At 64.8% G+C, this 14444-nt stretch carries 11 protein-coding genes; 3 read left to right on the plus strand and 8 right to left on the minus strand.

Features of this window, described 5'->3' with window-relative positions:
- Window positions 1–66 precede the first annotated feature (66 nt).
- Window positions 67–972, plus strand: a complete 906-nt coding sequence (gene rpoH / locus NL2_RS13710) for an RNA polymerase sigma factor RpoH (protein ID WP_068076209.1) — start codon at window positions 67–69, stop codon at window positions 970–972.
- A gap of 115 nt (window positions 973–1087) precedes the next feature.
- Here the strand turns inward: rpoH and NL2_RS13715 are convergent, their stop codons facing one another.
- Window positions 1088–1900, minus strand: coding sequence for a transporter (locus NL2_RS13715; protein WP_169799512.1), 813 nt, complete (start codon window positions 1898–1900; stop codon window positions 1088–1090).
- A 114-nt stretch (window positions 1901–2014) separates the two neighbouring features.
- Here NL2_RS13715 and mtgA point away from each other — a divergent pair, with 114 nt between their 5' ends.
- Window positions 2015–2722, plus strand: coding sequence for a monofunctional biosynthetic peptidoglycan transglycosylase (gene mtgA / locus NL2_RS13720; RefSeq protein ID WP_068076280.1), 708 nt, complete (start codon window positions 2015–2017; stop codon window positions 2720–2722).
- Window positions 2723–2728: 6 nt separating this feature from the next.
- Here mtgA and NL2_RS13725 read toward each other — a convergent pair whose 3' ends face one another.
- Complete coding sequence (locus tag NL2_RS13725) at window positions 2729–3886, minus strand: hypothetical protein (protein WP_068076212.1); 1158 nt, start codon at window positions 3884–3886, stop codon at window positions 2729–2731.
- Between the two features lie 184 nt (window positions 3887–4070).
- Window positions 4071–7409 (minus strand): TonB-dependent receptor, encoded by a 3339-nt coding sequence (locus NL2_RS13730; protein WP_068076215.1) that lies wholly within the window; start codon window positions 7407–7409, stop codon window positions 4071–4073.
- A 412-nt stretch (window positions 7410–7821) separates the two neighbouring features.
- Between NL2_RS13730 and NL2_RS13735 the strand changes: the two genes are divergently transcribed.
- Entirely contained in the window at window positions 7822–8793 is a 972-nt protein-coding gene (locus tag NL2_RS13735) for a cation diffusion facilitator family transporter (RefSeq protein WP_068076217.1), read from the plus strand.
- Between the two features lie 89 nt (window positions 8794–8882).
- On the opposite strand, the gene NL2_RS13740 is transcribed toward NL2_RS13735, so the two are convergent.
- The 5 genes from NL2_RS13740 to tig all read right to left on the minus strand — a co-directional run bounded on the left by NL2_RS13740 (window position 8883) and on the right by tig (window position 14400).
- Window positions 8883–9632 carry an SIMPL domain-containing protein gene (locus tag NL2_RS13740; protein ID WP_169799513.1) on the minus strand — a complete coding sequence of 250 codons (750 nt, stop codon included), beginning with the start codon at window positions 9630–9632 and terminating at the stop codon, window positions 8883–8885.
- A 108-nt stretch (window positions 9633–9740) separates the two neighbouring features.
- Window positions 9741–11009 carry an ATP-dependent Clp protease ATP-binding subunit ClpX gene (gene clpX, locus NL2_RS13745; RefSeq protein WP_068076221.1) on the minus strand — a complete coding sequence of 423 codons (1269 nt, stop codon included), beginning with the start codon at window positions 11007–11009 and terminating at the stop codon, window positions 9741–9743.
- A gap of 148 nt (window positions 11010–11157) precedes the next feature.
- Window positions 11158–11868: an ATP-dependent Clp endopeptidase proteolytic subunit ClpP gene (clpP, locus tag NL2_RS13750; protein ID WP_068076228.1), complete on the minus strand. Its 711-nt coding sequence runs from the start codon at window positions 11866–11868 to the stop codon at window positions 11158–11160.
- A gap of 101 nt (window positions 11869–11969) precedes the next feature.
- Window positions 11970–12488, minus strand: coding sequence for a CHAP domain-containing protein (locus NL2_RS13755; RefSeq protein ID WP_068076281.1), 519 nt, complete (start codon window positions 12486–12488; stop codon window positions 11970–11972).
- A 307-nt stretch (window positions 12489–12795) separates the two neighbouring features.
- Window positions 12796–14400 carry a trigger factor gene (tig, locus tag NL2_RS13760; protein WP_068076229.1) on the minus strand — a complete coding sequence of 535 codons (1605 nt, stop codon included), beginning with the start codon at window positions 14398–14400 and terminating at the stop codon, window positions 12796–12798.
- Between the last annotated feature and the right edge of the window lie 44 nt (window positions 14401–14444).

Below are 14444 nucleotides of genomic sequence, written 5' to 3' on the forward strand. Positions count from 1 at the left end.
CGGGTAGGGGTTAATGCTCCAGGGGTCGACGCAACGGGTTCCGACGCGACGAAAGGAAGTGTTCAGGTGAGTAACCAGAGAAATGCGCTGTCCGTCCCCGCGCTGGGTGGCGAAGCCAGCCTCAATCGCTACATGTCCGAGATCCGCAAGTTTCCGGTGCTGAAGCCCGAGCAGGAATACATGCTCGCCAAGCGCTATCAGGAACATGGCGATCCCGAAGCCGCCGCACAACTGGTGACCAGCCATCTGCGACTCGTGGCGAAGATCGCCATGGGCTATCGCGGCTATGGCCTGCCGGTGAGCGAGCTGATTTCCGAAGGCAACATCGGCCTGATGCAGGGCGTCAAGAAGTTCGAGCCCGATCGCGGGTTCCGGCTGGCGACGTATGCGATGTGGTGGATCAAGGCCTCGATCCAGGAGTTCATCCTGCGCTCGTGGAGCCTGGTGAAAATGGGCACCACCGCCGCGCAGAAGAAGCTGTTCTTCAACCTGCGGCGGATGAAGAAGAACCTCGAGGCGTTCGAGGATACCGATCTTCACCCCGACGACGTGCTGAAGATCGCGACCACGCTGGGCGTGCCCCAGCAGGAAGTGGTCAACATGAACCGGCGCATGATGATGGGCGGCGATGCCTCGCTCAACGTCCCCATGCGCGAGGACGGCGACGGCACGTGGCAGGATTGGCTGGTCGATGATCGCCCGCTGCAGGACCAGACCGTGGCCGATGCCGAGGAAGCCACCGTGCGCCACGAAATGCTGGTGGAAGCGATGGAAGGCCTCAACGACCGCGAGAAGCACATCCTCACCGATCGCCGCCTGGTCGATGATCCCAAGACGCTCGAGGAACTGAGCCAGGTCTACAACGTCAGCCGCGAACGCGTCCGCCAGATCGAGGTGCGCGCGTTCGAGAAGCTGCAGAAGGCGATGCAGCGCATCGCCGGCGAACGGCGCCTGCTGCCCGCGATGGCGTGATCTGCCACTTGCTCCCCTCCTCTTCAGGGGAGGGGTCGGGGGTGGGGTCTTTCCGCATCCGCCACGTTTTCAAGTCACCACCCCAACCCCTCCTCTGACGAGGAGGGGCCAGAACTTATCTGATCCGCCGCGCCACGCCGATCATGATCGCGTAGTCGGGCGTGTTGTGGTTGAGCCCCGCGTCGCCTTCGAGATCGAGCTGCCAGTCGTCCGCGACTTGCCAGGCGAGTGATCCGGCGGCCGTGACTTGCGTGGCGTGGCCGCCGGGATCGTTGTCGCGGAAGGCCGCCAGTTCGCCGGTGAGCGTCAGCGCCTTGGTCAGGGGATGCGACAGGCCGCCAGCGCTGCCGTAGGCAAGGTGGCGCCCGTTCCCGCTCGAATTGACCGCCGCATCGACCTCGGGCGTCAGCGCCAGCGAAAATCCGTGGCCGATGTCGAACTGCATCGGCAGCAGCACGCCTGCGCCCCAGTCACCCGCGCCGACGCCCGCCTTGCCGGTGGGTAGCGTGGCATAGACCTGGATCGCGACCGGGCCGTTGGGGCCCGCCAGCCCACGCCGGATCGCCACGAACGAATCGCCCACGCCGCTGGTTGTCGAACGCTGGCCCGATGCATCGGTCTCGCGGTCGCGCACGAATCCGGTCACGCCCAGTTCCAGTTCGGCGCTTTGCGCGATGCCTACCCTGAGCGCGAGATCGGCGGCGGTCAGCACGTCGCTGCTCGCCCCGCCGTCGCTGCTGTGCTGGATGCCGGCGAGCCCTACTTCGGCCATCACCGTGCCCGGCGCCATCGTGCACGGCGGCGTGTCGAGCCCGGGCCGGTTGGCACAGAACTCGCGATCTTCGGCCAGTGCAGGTGCGGCGGTGAACACCCCCGCTGCCAGCACGATGACGAGCGACAAGGCTCGGGGATGATAGGCATTTGTCATGCCAATCGCGGTAACGCGCCGCATCGCGCCGCGCACATGAATTTCCCGCCATCTCTCGCTCCGCCCGCTTTGCGGCCCGGCAGCGAACGGCTACAGCTTGGCGCGATGTTCAAGATGCTCAAGCCTTCGCGACCGACCGCCAGCCACGGGCCCGCCTTTCGCCTCGGCTGGTTCCTGGGCCGCCTGATCGTGTGGTTCCTCGCGCTCAGTGTCGGGCTGGTGCTGATCTACCGGTTCGTGCCGCCGCCGGTGACGGTGACGATGCTCGCCGACCCCAGCGGCTTCTCCAAGGACTGGACCTCGCTGGGCGAGATCGATCGCAACATGGTCGATGCCGCGATCGCGGGCGAGGATGCCAAGTTCTGCCTGCACAACGGCTTCGATCCGGTGGCGATCGAGAAAGCCTTTGTCCGCAACCGGCAGGGCGGGCGCATCCGCGGCGGATCGACGATCAGCCAGCAGACCGCCAAGAACGTGTTCCTGTGGCAGGGCGGCGGCTATCTGCGCAAGGGGCTGGAAGCGTGGTTCACGCTGCTGATCGAGACGCTGTGGGGCAAGCGCCGGATCATGGAGGTGTACCTCAACGTGGCCGAGACCGGGATCGGCACATACGGCGTGGAAGCCGGTGCGCAGCGGTACTACAACAAGCCCGCGCTGCACCTGAGCCCGGTCGAGGCCGCGCGCATCGCCGCCGCCTTTCCCCAGCCCAAGGTGCGCGCAGTCAACGGCGCGACCGGGTTCACCCGCCGCCACGGCAACGCCATCGCCGCGCGCATCGGCACGGTGCGCGGCGCGGCGCTGGACGGCTGCGTGTATCGGTAGAGCCGGTCAGTTGCCCCCGTCGGTGGCCGCCAGCGTGTAGCCGCCGTCGCCATCGTCGATGCCGTAGGCGCGCACCTGCACCAGCACCTGGCCGGTGGTGCGCGCGGTGAACGCCAGCTTCTCCTTGCCCGACGTGCCGTCGTCCTTGGTGCGCAGCGCGGAGAAGCCGTCGCCGGGTTCGTCGCTGCCGTCGGGTTCGATCGGATCGGCCATGCCCACCTCGATCACCGCATCGTACGCCGCATCCAGATCGAGCCGGTAGGCGTGCCCCGCGATGACCGGCAGCACGTAGATGCGCCGGTCGTCACCGCTGGCGAGCTTGCCGCTGACCGTCGTCCCGGCCTTCAGCGCGAGCGGGGGTGGCGGTGGTGGCGGTGCCTGGGTCGGTTCGATCAGAATGGTGACGTCGTCCGGGTCGCTGGCGAGCGATTCGAGCTGGACGTAATACGTGCCGCCCCGGACCAGCCTGGTCGTGATGCGCGGATTGAGCCCGTCGGCATCGTCGTTGTCGGCCAGCACGGCATAGCCGCCGCCCGGCGCCGCGCCGGCAAGATGCAGCACGGTGTCGCTGGGCGAATTGGCGGTGATCCGCACCCATTGCCCCGGCTTCGCCTCGAACGCGAACACGCGCGGGGTGGTCTTGGACACCTTGATGAAATCGCTGCCGCCAAGGTCCAGCTTGATCACGCTGGTCCCGCCTGGCGCGATCGCGCGGTGCCGCAGCAGCAACTCGCGCGGACCGTCGGCGGGATCGGCGACGATCACATAGCGACCTGCCGCCGGGGCGACGAAGCGCAAGTGCAGGCCATCGTCGCCGGCGGTGAGGCTGCCGCCCTTGACGAACACCTCGCTCGGCAGCGGCGCCAGCACCGATCCCCGGCTGTCGCACGCGGCAAGCCCGGTGGGTGCCGCGTCAGCGCCACCCGACCCGTCGCTTTTGTCCGAACCGGCGGGATCGCCGGCCGTTGTCAGATCGACCTGCACGCCTTCACCGGCGGCCAGATCGACCGCGAACCGCGCGGCCGCGCCGGGCGCGATCGCCATCAGCTGGCCCACTGTGACGGGGGTCGCGCCGGCGCTGGCACAGGCGGTGGCTTGCGCCGCGCCCGATCCCGAAACGATGGCCGCGATGGCCGCACCGGCAAGCAGAAATATCCTCGACATTCTCGTCATCCCCAAAGCCCTGAGTTGCGCGCCGCCCGGCTTTTGAAACGGCACGTCGCTCGTATGAAACCGTTGGTCGCAGCCATGAGTGGAAAATCGCACAATCGGCGCCCGCCGCAAACAAAAAGCGCGGGGGAAGCAATGTGCCTCCCCCGCGCCTCAAGCACGGCACTGTTCGATCGGATCAGAAGCTGAGGCGGACGCCCACGCGGATCGTGTAGAGCGACGATCCGTTGGTGGTGATCAGCTGGTCGGCCAGCGTGGTATCGTTGCTCGGCGACGAATATTTGTACTGCGCGCAGGCATTGGCGCCGACCGCCACGCACGTCACCTTCGACACGATCTTGCTGTAGGGGAAGTTGGCGCGAAGCTGCTGGCCCCAGTTGTGGTTGATCAGGTTGGTGACGTTCTCGATATCGCCGAACACCGAGAATTTGGAACCCAGCGGCAACGGCACTTCCTGTTCCAGGTGAAGATCGATGCGCGTGAATGCCTTCGACCGGAACGCGTTGCGCGGTGCGATCTGCCCCCGGTATTGCGCCAGCCCGCTGCCCGCGATGATCTGGTCGATCCGGGTGGCAGTGGCCGCGCTGTCATACGCGACCAGCGGATCGTTGATCCCCGTCGGCACGTAGAACAAGTAGCGGCTGTTGCTGCCCGCCGTGCCGAACGTGGTGCTGCGCCCGCCAGAGGTATCCTGGAACACATAGCTGTACGGCGATCCCGCGCGCGTCTCGCCGAAGATGTCGAGGCGGGTCTTGGCATCGCCGAAGAACGCGTGCTCGAACGAGACGTTGTACTTGAATGCCCAGCGCACTTCGTCGTTCGAATGGCCCGGCGCACCGAAGTTGGGATCGAGGTACGATCCGTTGTTGTACAGCGACGAGGCAATCGACGAGGTCAGCGCACCAGCATCGCGGACGTCCTGGTAGGTGTAGGCGATTCTGGTATCGAGGCCGAAGTCCCAGTGCTTCGACAGGCGGGCCACGCCGATGTAGCTGCGACCGTACTTGGTGTTGGTCAGCAGCAGATCCTGCCCAGTGTCGTTCGCGTTGCCGATCTTGCTGGTATAGCGCTGGCGGCCGTCGGGCGTGAGCGAGCCCGCGATCGGGATCGAGCGCAGATCGGTGACGATCAGCTGGCTTCGCACCTTGGAATACAGCCCGTCGAGCCCGAACACCCAGCCATCGCCCAGCGGGCCGAGGTTGGCGGTGTACGAAGTCGAAAGCGTCGCGCGGAACTGCGACGGGATCTTCAGGTTGGGGTCGAGCGCGTTGAGCGTGGTGGTGGCGTTGGGGTTGGTGGTCAGCCCCGCCGCCGCCGCCTGCAGCGCGGTATCCGCAGCGGTGGGGATCGTCGTGAACGACGGGTTGTTGAGGATCGTCCCCGCAGCGGCACTGGCCGCGCCGTTGAGCTGGTACACGCCGCCATCGGTCTGGCGCGCGGTGATCGAGGTGTTGAGCACGCCGGTGTTGGAGAACGCGTTGCCGGCATAGACATCGGGCGAACCGCCGCCGAAGATGCCGCCGCCGCCGCGCACGATCAGCCGTGGCATCGGCTTGAACGTAAAGCCGAACCGCGGCTGGAACAGCCCCCGGCCGCTGAGGAACGAGGTGTTCGAATAGCCGTAGCGCTTGAACCAGTTGGGGTTGAGCGCGGGCCGCGAACCCGACCCGAACAGGTCATAGCGGACACCGAGCGACACATTGAGCATCGGATTGACGCGCCAATCGTCCTGCAGGCCGAACGTGTAGGTGGTGTAGCTGAACTTGGCGGCGGCATCGTTCGGGTTGAGCGACCCGGCGTTGTTGTAGCTGAAGCTTTGCGAGTTGCCGTTCTGGAAATCGGCCAGCGAATCGAAATAGTACGTGCCGGCCGAGGGATTGACGAACAGGTTGTACGTCTTGGTGTGGTTGAATTCGAACAGTTCGCGCACATTGTGATCGCCCGCGATCAATCGCCCGACGAGCGATCCGCCCCAGCTGCGCACGGTCAGGATGTTCGACTGGCTGGGACCGCCCGAGCCGATCACGACGGTCGGAACGTTGGTCGGGCAGCTCAGGCTGACGTTGGTCGTGGTGGCGCCACCGGCGGTGCGATCGGATGTCGGCGCGGTGCAGATCGTGAACGCGGCGGTGCGGCCCAGCAGCGGGAACTGGCCGCTGTCATACGCCTTGTAGATCGCGCGCGCTTCGGTCGAAAAGTTGTCGCTCCACTGTGAGTTCAGCTGCAGAATCCCGGCGCGCAGCTTGTTCGGCTTGATGTAGGCGTTCGATTCCAGCCCCAGCGAGGTGTTGCTGGTGGTGGTGGCGACCAGCTGCGAATCCTTGGTGTACAGCCCGGTCAGCGACAGGCGCTGGGTGTCCGACAGGTTCGCGTCGAGCTTGCCGACGATGCGGTCGTCCTTGTCACCATTGGTACGCAGGATGCCGCCCGGATCGAAGTTGTAGCGCGCTTTCGAGATCGCCTGGATCTGCGCGACCGTGGCGCTGGTCAGGTTGGTGACGGGCGAACCGGCGTTGTCATCAACCGTGCCGTTGGGCACCGGCAGGCTGGCGCGCACGCGCTCCGCCGCGACCATGAAGAACAGCTTGTCGGCAATGATCGGGCCAGAGAGCTCTACCCCGAAGTCCTTGCTGGTGAAGTTGGGCTGGGTGACCACGCCGGTCGGGTTGGTGATGTACGACTTGGTCTTCTTGCCGGTCAGTTCATCCGAGCTGAACGAATAGAACGCGGTGCCCTGGAAGCTGTTGGTGCCCGACCGCAGGATGGCGTTGATCACGCCGCCCTGGAAGAAGCCTTCGCGGATATCGTAGGGCGCGACCTTGGTTTCGAACTGGCCGATCGAATCGAGCGGCACCGGCCCGCGCCGCGAAGGCAGCGCATCGGGGTTGAGCCCGAAGCTGTCGGTGATCGCCACGCCATCGATGGTGAAGCGGTTGAAGCGCGGGTTCTGCCCGGCGAAGGTCACCTGGCGGCCGGACGACTGGCTGGTGTCGAGCGTGGCGAACGGATCGCGCTGGATCAGGTCGCGGATGTCGCGATTGACCGAGGCCACTTTGGCGATGTCCTGCGTGGTGAGCACCGTGGTCGGCCCGGCGGAAAGGCTGCCCGCGCCCTTGATGCGCGTGGCGGTGACGATGATCGCGCCGCCTTCGCTGCCCGGGCTCGACAGGTCGCTGCTCGACAGGTCGATCGGCAGGCTGAAGGTCTGGCCGACAACGGTGTAGACATCGGTGATCGAGGCATCGGGATAGCCCGCCGCCGATACCTTGACCGTGAACGGTCCGCCCGGACGCAGCCCGTTGGCGTTGAACACGCCCGAACCGTCGGTGGTGGCGACCGTGGTCGTGCCCGAGGGGACATGGGTGATCGTGACCGCCGCACCGGCAACGGCCTTGCCGCTGGCGGTGACCGAACCCTGCATCGCGGACGAGGTTTCCTGCGCCATCACCGGCGTGGAGAGACCGGCGGCGAGCGACAGGCTGGCTACGCTGGCGGCAAGGAAGAATCTGAGCTGCATCGTGTGACCCCGAGCTTCGGCCAGCTTGCTTGCTGGCAGGAATTGTGTGGAAAACGCGAACGATTACATTGGCTTCACCAGGCAAAGGCATGGTTCAACGGCCAATCGACCGCCCCCGTGAATCACCCCCGTCCGGTTCGCAGGAACAGCAGTTAGCCGCGCTTGCCCGGCGCAAAAACGGCCCGGATGTTACAAGCGCATGACGGGGTTGCGGTTCGGCTACGGACGAGCCGCAGGATCTGTAACAGAACGCCATGAATGGTTGCGTCTGTAACTGTAAAGTTACCGGAAACCGCAAGTTTCTGAACTATTGTTAGCGATGTTGCACCCGCGCAACGCACCCGATTTTTTTGCCGCAATGCAATATCAAATCGTTGTGGCCTGTCGGATCGCGCACCGCTAGCGAGGCACGATGAACGAGACACACACAGGCGGCCAATCCAGCGATCATGGTCATCACGATCATGGGCATCATGGCCACGGGCACCACGGTCATGCCCACGGGCTGCCCGCGAGCCGGGGCCGCGCGTTTGCGATCGGCATCGCGCTCAATGCCGGATTCGTGCTGGTGGAGGCCGGCTTCGGGCTGCTGACCGGATCGATGGCGTTGCTGGCCGACGCGGGGCACAACCTGTCGGACGTGCTGGGGCTGGTGATCGCCTGGGCGGCGAGCGTGCTGGCGGCGCGCCCGCCCTCGGCGCGGTTTACCTACGGCTTCAAGTCCAGCTCGATCCTGGCCGCGCTGGCCAACGCCTCGCTGCTGATGGTGGCGATCGGCGCGATCCTGGTCGAGACGATCCGCCGCCTGTTCGAACCCGTGTCGGTGCCCGGCGGCACCGTGATCGCGGTCGCGCTGGTCGGGATCGCGGTCAACACCGCCACCGCGCTGCTGTTCATGCGGGGCCGCGAACACGACATAAACATCCGCGGCGCCTACCTGCACATGGCATCCGACGCGGCGGTTTCGGCGGGTGTGGTCGTGGCGGGGCTGCTGATGGCGTGGACCGGCGCCAAATGGATCGATCCCGTCACCAGCCTGGCCATCGTCGCGGTGATCGGCATCGGCACGTGGGGATTGCTCAAGGAATCGCTGAAGCTGGGGCTGCTCGGCGTCCCGGCCGGGATCGACGAGGGCAAGGTGCGCGCATTCCTGTGCAGGCTGCCCGGCGTCACCGCCGTCCACGATCTGCACATCTGGCCGATGAGCACCACCGAAACCGCGCTGACCGCGCACCTCGTGATGCCCACGGGCCATCCCGGAGACGCGTTCCTGCACGATCTGGCGGGGGAACTCGAACACGATTTCGGCATCGGCCACGCGACCGTGCAAGTCGAGATCGCCGCCGACGAAACCTGCAAGCTGGTAGCCGAGGAAGTGGTCTAGGATCCTCCCCGTTCCGCAGGAATGGGGAAGGGGACCGCCCGCGCGGCGGTGAAGGGGTGTTCAGCCGCTTGCGAACGCGAGCGCGTCAGTCACTTTTCAAGTTCGAACTCTACACCCACGGATGCCAGCACCGCCTGAGGACGAGTCTGTATCGGGGTCGAAGCCGTATCAGCCGCGAAACTCATCGCGGGCTTGGGCCGGTCGCTGGCGTAGGCCGAACGATCCTCCACCGAAACAACCCTGCGAACCTTCATTCCCAAGGCTACGGCATAGTCGTTGGCTTTGGTCATGGCGTCCTTGATCGCGAGGGCGCGGGCGCTTTGCAGTGCTGCGGCGTCGATATGATCCGCATATCCCCAAGAGCGGTTAACCGAAAGATCCTGTACCCCGGCAGATACCATGGCATCCATGATCTTTCCCGCTTTGTCGGCATCACGGATCACGATGGACAAGCGGTGACGGACGGCGAACCCTTCGGCGGGTTGGCCATCGTGTTCGTCCGGATCGCGCGCTTTCTGAAAGCTGAAGTCAGAGGTGCGAAAGTCTGCCTTGGCGACCCCCATCTGCTCAAGTCGGGCCTGAAGCCGACTCATGCCCTGCGCGTTGTCGGTCATCGCTGATGAGGCACTGCGTGACCAGGTCATCGTTGCCGCGTTGACGGACACAAATTCCGCAACCTGTTCGGAATATCCCTCGCCGCTCAGCGAAAGACGCGTGAACCGACCATCGCTGTTTTCAGCCGCTGTAGCAGCGCCCAAAAGCAAAGGGGCCGAAATTAAAGCAATCAGCTTCCAGTGTCTTACCAAAGATTTCGACAAAGATTTTTCGGATTCGAACATGGATAGCCTCTCGCGCATCACCAGATGCACGAGATAACCATCCCTCAAATAACAATCAGTTACTGCAGAGCGCTTTTTCGTCGAACTACTTTAACCGGATCGGTCAGATCAAGCCGCGCTGGCTTCCTTGTCCTTGTCGCCCTTGAGCACCTGGACGGGTTCCTTGCGGCCTTCGACCACGTCCGAATCGACCACGACTTCCGAGAGGTTTTCGGTCGTCGGCAGGTCGAACATGGTGTCGAGCAGGATGCTTTCCACGATCGAGCGCAAGCCCCGCGCGCCGGTCTTGCGCTCGATCGCCTTCTTGGCGATCGTTTCCAGCGCATCGTCGGTGAACGTCAGAGCCACGTCTTCCAAGTCGAACAGCTTCTGATACTGCTTGATCAGCGCGTTCTTGGGTTCCTTCAGGATCTTGACCAGCGCCTCGATATCGAGGTCTTCCAGCGTGGCGATCACCGGCAGGCGGCCGACGAATTCGGGGATCAGCCCGAACTTGAGCAGGTCTTCCGGTTCGGCCTTCTGCAGCAGTTCACCGACCTTTCGCTTGTCCGGATCGGCGACGTGCGCGCCGAATCCGATCGAGCGCTTCTGCAGGCGATCGGCGATGATCTTTTCCAGCCCCGCGAACGCACCGCCGCAGATGAACAGGATGTTGGTGGTATCGACCTGCAGGAATTCCTGCTGCGGATGCTTGCGCCCGCCCTGCGGCGGCACCGATGCGGTGGTGCCCTCCATCAGCTTGAGCAGCGCCTGCTGCACGCCCTCGCCCGACACGTCGCGCGTGATCGAGGGGTTTTCGGCCTTGCGGCTGATCTTGTCGATCTCGTCGATGTAGACGATGCCGTGCTGCGCCTTTTCGACGTTGTAGTCGCTCGACTGCAGCAGCTTGAGGATGATGTTCTCGACATCCTCGCCGACATAGCCCGCTTCGGTCAGCGTGGTGGCGTCGGCCATGGTGAACGGCACGTCGAACGTCTTGGCCAGCGTCTGCGCGAGCAGGGTCTTGCCCGATCCGGTCGGCCCGACGAGCAGGATGTTCGATTTCGACAGCTCGACCTCGCCACCCTTGCCGCTGTGCTTCAGCCGCTTGTAGTGGTTGTGGACCGCCACCGAGAGCACGCGCTTGGCGCGGTCCTGGCCGATGACATAGTCGTTCAGCGTCGCGAAGATGTCACGCGGGGTGGGTACCCCGCCATCCTTCTTGCCCGCGATGCCGGCCTTGGTTTCCTCGCGGATGATGTCGTTGCACAGTTCGACGCATTCATCGCAGATGAACACGGTCGGCCCGGCGATGAGCTTGCGCACTTCGTGCTGCGACTTCCCGCAGAAGCTGCAGTAGAGGGTGCTCTTGGTATCCGATCCGGAAAGCTTGGTCATTCTTGAGTCCCAATCGTCTCCCCACGGGAGACGGGTCTGGCCATCCTAATAGCCTTAGGCCATTAATCAACCTGACACGATCAAAGCGAAAAAAGCCCTACCGCACAGTCGCTTTCGCAAAGCTTAAGCGCCTGTACGGGGGAAAGAATCAGGCGTTGGGCGCGCCGCCGGTACCTTCCGCACCGCCGGTAGCTTCAGCAGCGGGGCGCGATTCGAACACCTTGTCGACCAGGCCGAACGCCCTGGCTTCCTCGGCTTCGAGGAACGTGTCGCGATCCATGACCTTCTCGATCTCTTCCAGCGACTTGCCCGTGAACTTGACATACAGGTCGTTCATCCGCGCGCGGATGCGCAGGATTTCGCGCGCCTGGATCTCGATGTCGGACGCCATGCCGCGCGCGCCGCCAGACGGCTGGTGCACCATGATTCGCGCGCTGGGCAGGGCGATGCGCATGCCCGGCTCGCCCGCGGCGAGCAGGAAGCTGCCCATCGATGCCGCCTGGCCGATGCACACGGTCGACACGCGCGGGCGGATGTATTGCATGGTATCGTAGATCGCCATGCCCGCCGTCACCACGCCGCCGGGCGAGTTGATGTACATCGAGATATCCTTCGACGGATTCTCGCTTTCCAGGAACAGCAGCTGCGCCACGATCAGCGAGGCCATGTTGTCCTCGACCTCTCCGGTCACGAACACGATGCGTTCGCGCAGCAGGCGGCTGAAGATGTCGAAGCTGCGTTCGCCCCGGCTGGTCTGCTCGACCACCACGGGAACGAGCGCGCCGGTGACCGGATCGTGCGTGAACTTACCTTGTGCGCCATAGGCGCCTGCGCCGGAAGCGCCGAACAGATCGAGCATGAAATCCCTCTTTGCGTTGCGGCGCCTATGTCGCGCGCCCATGCCCGATGTTCAAGGGCATTAACCCATTGGGGATGAATCAATCGCCCCGAGGGGATCGTTTAGCGGCGCGCGTTGCCGCCGGGGCCGTCTCCGGCAGCCGACGCCAGCACGATATTGCCTTCGGGCTGGTCGTCTGCGGCGGGATCGGCCTTGCCCGGCCGATCGCCGTAAATGAAGCCGCGCGCCGGGTTGGGGCGCAGCCCGAGCGCATGGATCGGCGCGAACCACACCTTGACCAGGCTCCAGTCGCCGGCGCTCGACACGTCTTCGGCCAACGCGCCGTGCTCGATCATGCCGGGGCGCGACCAGTTGGCGTGATCGAGCAGGATGTGGCGATCATCGACGATCTTGCGCACGACCGCGACGTGGCCCGCGCGCATCGCATGGGTTCCGTTGAACGCCAGCACCGCACCGATGCGCGGACGGCTGCCGCGATCGTAGACACCGGCGGCCTGGTTCCACCAGGTGCGCGCATCGCCGTGCAGGTTGATTGCGGAATGTTCACGGGCATACGGCACGCACTGGAGTCGCGCGAGAGCTGTTTGGGGGGCGGCACCGGCCAGCATCGCAACGAACATCGCGAACAGGACATGGTGCCGCCTGAGCACCTGGCTCACGGTTGCAGTAAAGCCACGGCCAAACAGCCGTGAAAACGTGATAGCCAAGACTTGAACCCCGCGACCCGAAAATTATTTTCCCGTGACGCGGTGTTAGCGAAGCGCGGCGCCGGGCGGAACCGGAGGGTCCCGGCAGTCGTCGCTTTCAGGTAACGGTTCGTCCCAAAACTGTGCAATCGATCACATGATGGACAAAAAAAGGGGCACGCCTTGCGACGCGCCCCATTTTTGGAGTCGGCAGAGCGTGCGGCCGATGACCGCGCCGTGCTCAGTCTGCCGCAGCGGCCTTCTTCTTGGCCGGAGCCTTCTTGGCCGGAGCTTCGTCAGCGGCGACCACGTCGTCGGCCTTGGCGGCCTTCTTGGCCGGAGCCTTCTTGGCAGGCTTTGCCTCGGCTTCGGTGGGAGCAGCCTCTGGTTCGGCCGCCTTCGCCGCCTTCTTGGCCGGGGCCTTCTTGGCGGCGGGCTTGTGATCGTGCCCGTGATCGTGATCGTGATCGTGATCGCAATCCGGGCCGTGGACGTGGCCCCCGGCGCCAGCGGTGTCGCCATCGGCCTCGATCGCGGCCTGCAGTTCGTCCTTGGTCACTTCGCGGGTGGTGACGTCGGCCTTGTCGAACAGGAAGTCGACCACCTTGTCCTCATACAGCGGCGCGCGGATCTGCGCGGCGGCCAGCGGTTCGGAACGGACGTAGTCGATGAAGCGCTGGCGATCGGCTTCACGGTACTGCTGCGCCGCCTGGCGGATCAGCATGTCCATTTCCTGCGCCGTGACCTGCACATTGTTGGTCTGGCCGATTTCCGACAGCAGCAGCCCCAGCCGCACGCGGCGTTCGGCGATCTTGCGGTAATCGTCCTTCTCGGCCTCGATCTCGGCCATCGCGGCAGCGGGATCTTCCTCGCCGTCGGCTTCCTGCTTCAGCTGCTGCCAGATCTGGTCGAATTCGGCTTCGACCATCGAGGGCGGCACGTCGAAATCGTGGCCGGCGGCCAGCTGATCGAGCAGCGCGCGCTTCATCTGCGTGCGCGTGAGCCCGGCGGTTTCCTGTTCCAGCTGCCCGCGCAGCAGGCCCTTGAGCTGGTCGAGGCTTTCCAGCCCGAGCATCTTGGCGAACTCGTCGTCGAGCACCATTTCACCCGGGTTCTTCACCGACTTGACGACGATGTCGAACGTGGCGTCCTTGCCCGCAAGGTCCTTGGCCTGATAATCGGCGGGGAACGAGACGGTGATGGTCGTCTCGTCGCCTTCCTTGGCGCCGACCAGCTGTTCCTCGAAGCCCGGGATGAACCGGCCCGAACCGATTTCGAGCGGCTGGTCCTGCGCCGTGCCGCCTTCGAAGGCGACGCCGTCGACTTTGCCGAGGAAATCGATGATCAGCTGATCGCCGTCCTTGGCCTCGGTGCCCTTTTCGGCGTCGGTGAAGCGCTTCTGGCCACCGGCGATGCGGCCGACAGCTTCGTCGACTTCGGCATCGGTGACCGGCACGACCAGCTTTTCCAGCTTGAGCCCGTCGAGGTCGGGCGCGGCGACATCGGGCAGCACTTCTAGTGCGACGGCGATTTCGGCGTCCTGGCCTTCTTCATAGCCACCGCCCAGCTCGATCGTGGGCTGCATCGCGGGGCGCAGCTTGTTGTCGCGCACCAGCTGGTCCATCGCCTCGCGGATCGAGGTCTGGAGCGCTTCCTGGTGCAGCGCGGGGCCGTGCATCTTGCGCACGAGGTTGACCGGCACCTTGCCGGGGCGGAAGCCGGGCATGCGCACTTGCGGTGCCATCTTCTTCACTTCGCCGTCCACGCGCGCGGCGATATCCGCGGCGGGGATCTTGACGGTGTAGGCGCGCTTCAGGCCCTGGTTGGCGGTTTCGACGATCTGCATCCTGAATTCCAACTTTCTCAGACGTGTTAGGGTGCGGTTGTCGG

This window comes from Novosphingobium lentum NBRC 107847 (assembly GCF_001590965.1).
In the GTDB taxonomy this organism is placed as follows: Bacteria; Pseudomonadota; Alphaproteobacteria; order Sphingomonadales; family Sphingomonadaceae; genus Novosphingobium; species Novosphingobium lentum.

Bases quoted from the DNA above. Each gene is read 5' to 3' on its own strand.
- NL2_RS13715 (WP_169799512.1), bottom strand. From the start codon at position 1,900: ATGACAAATGCCTATCATCCCCGAGCCTTGTCGCTCGTCATCGTGCTG.
- clpP (WP_068076228.1), bottom strand. From the start codon at position 11,868: ATGCTCGATCTGTTCGGCGCTTCCGGCGCAGGCGCCTATGGCGCACAA.
- mtgA (WP_068076280.1), top strand. From the start codon at position 2,015: ATGCTCAAGCCTTCGCGACCGACCGCCAGCCACGGGCCCGCCTTTCGC.
- NL2_RS13730 (WP_068076215.1), bottom strand. From the start codon at position 7,409: ATGCAGCTCAGATTCTTCCTTGCCGCCAGCGTAGCCAGCCTGTCGCTC.
- NL2_RS13725 (WP_068076212.1), bottom strand. From the start codon at position 3,886: ATGTCGAGGATATTTCTGCTTGCCGGTGCGGCCATCGCGGCCATCGTT.
- clpX (WP_068076221.1), bottom strand. From the start codon at position 11,009: ATGACCAAGCTTTCCGGATCGGATACCAAGAGCACCCTCTACTGCAGC.
- tig (WP_068076229.1), bottom strand. From the start codon at position 14,400: ATGCAGATCGTCGAAACCGCCAACCAGGGCCTGAAGCGCGCCTACACC.
- NL2_RS13740 (WP_169799513.1), bottom strand. From the start codon at position 9,632: ATGTTCGAATCCGAAAAATCTTTGTCGAAATCTTTGGTAAGACACTGG.
- NL2_RS13755 (WP_068076281.1), bottom strand. From the start codon at position 12,488: ATGTTCGTTGCGATGCTGGCCGGTGCCGCCCCCCAAACAGCTCTCGCG.
- NL2_RS13735 (WP_068076217.1), top strand. From the start codon at position 7,822: ATGAACGAGACACACACAGGCGGCCAATCCAGCGATCATGGTCATCAC.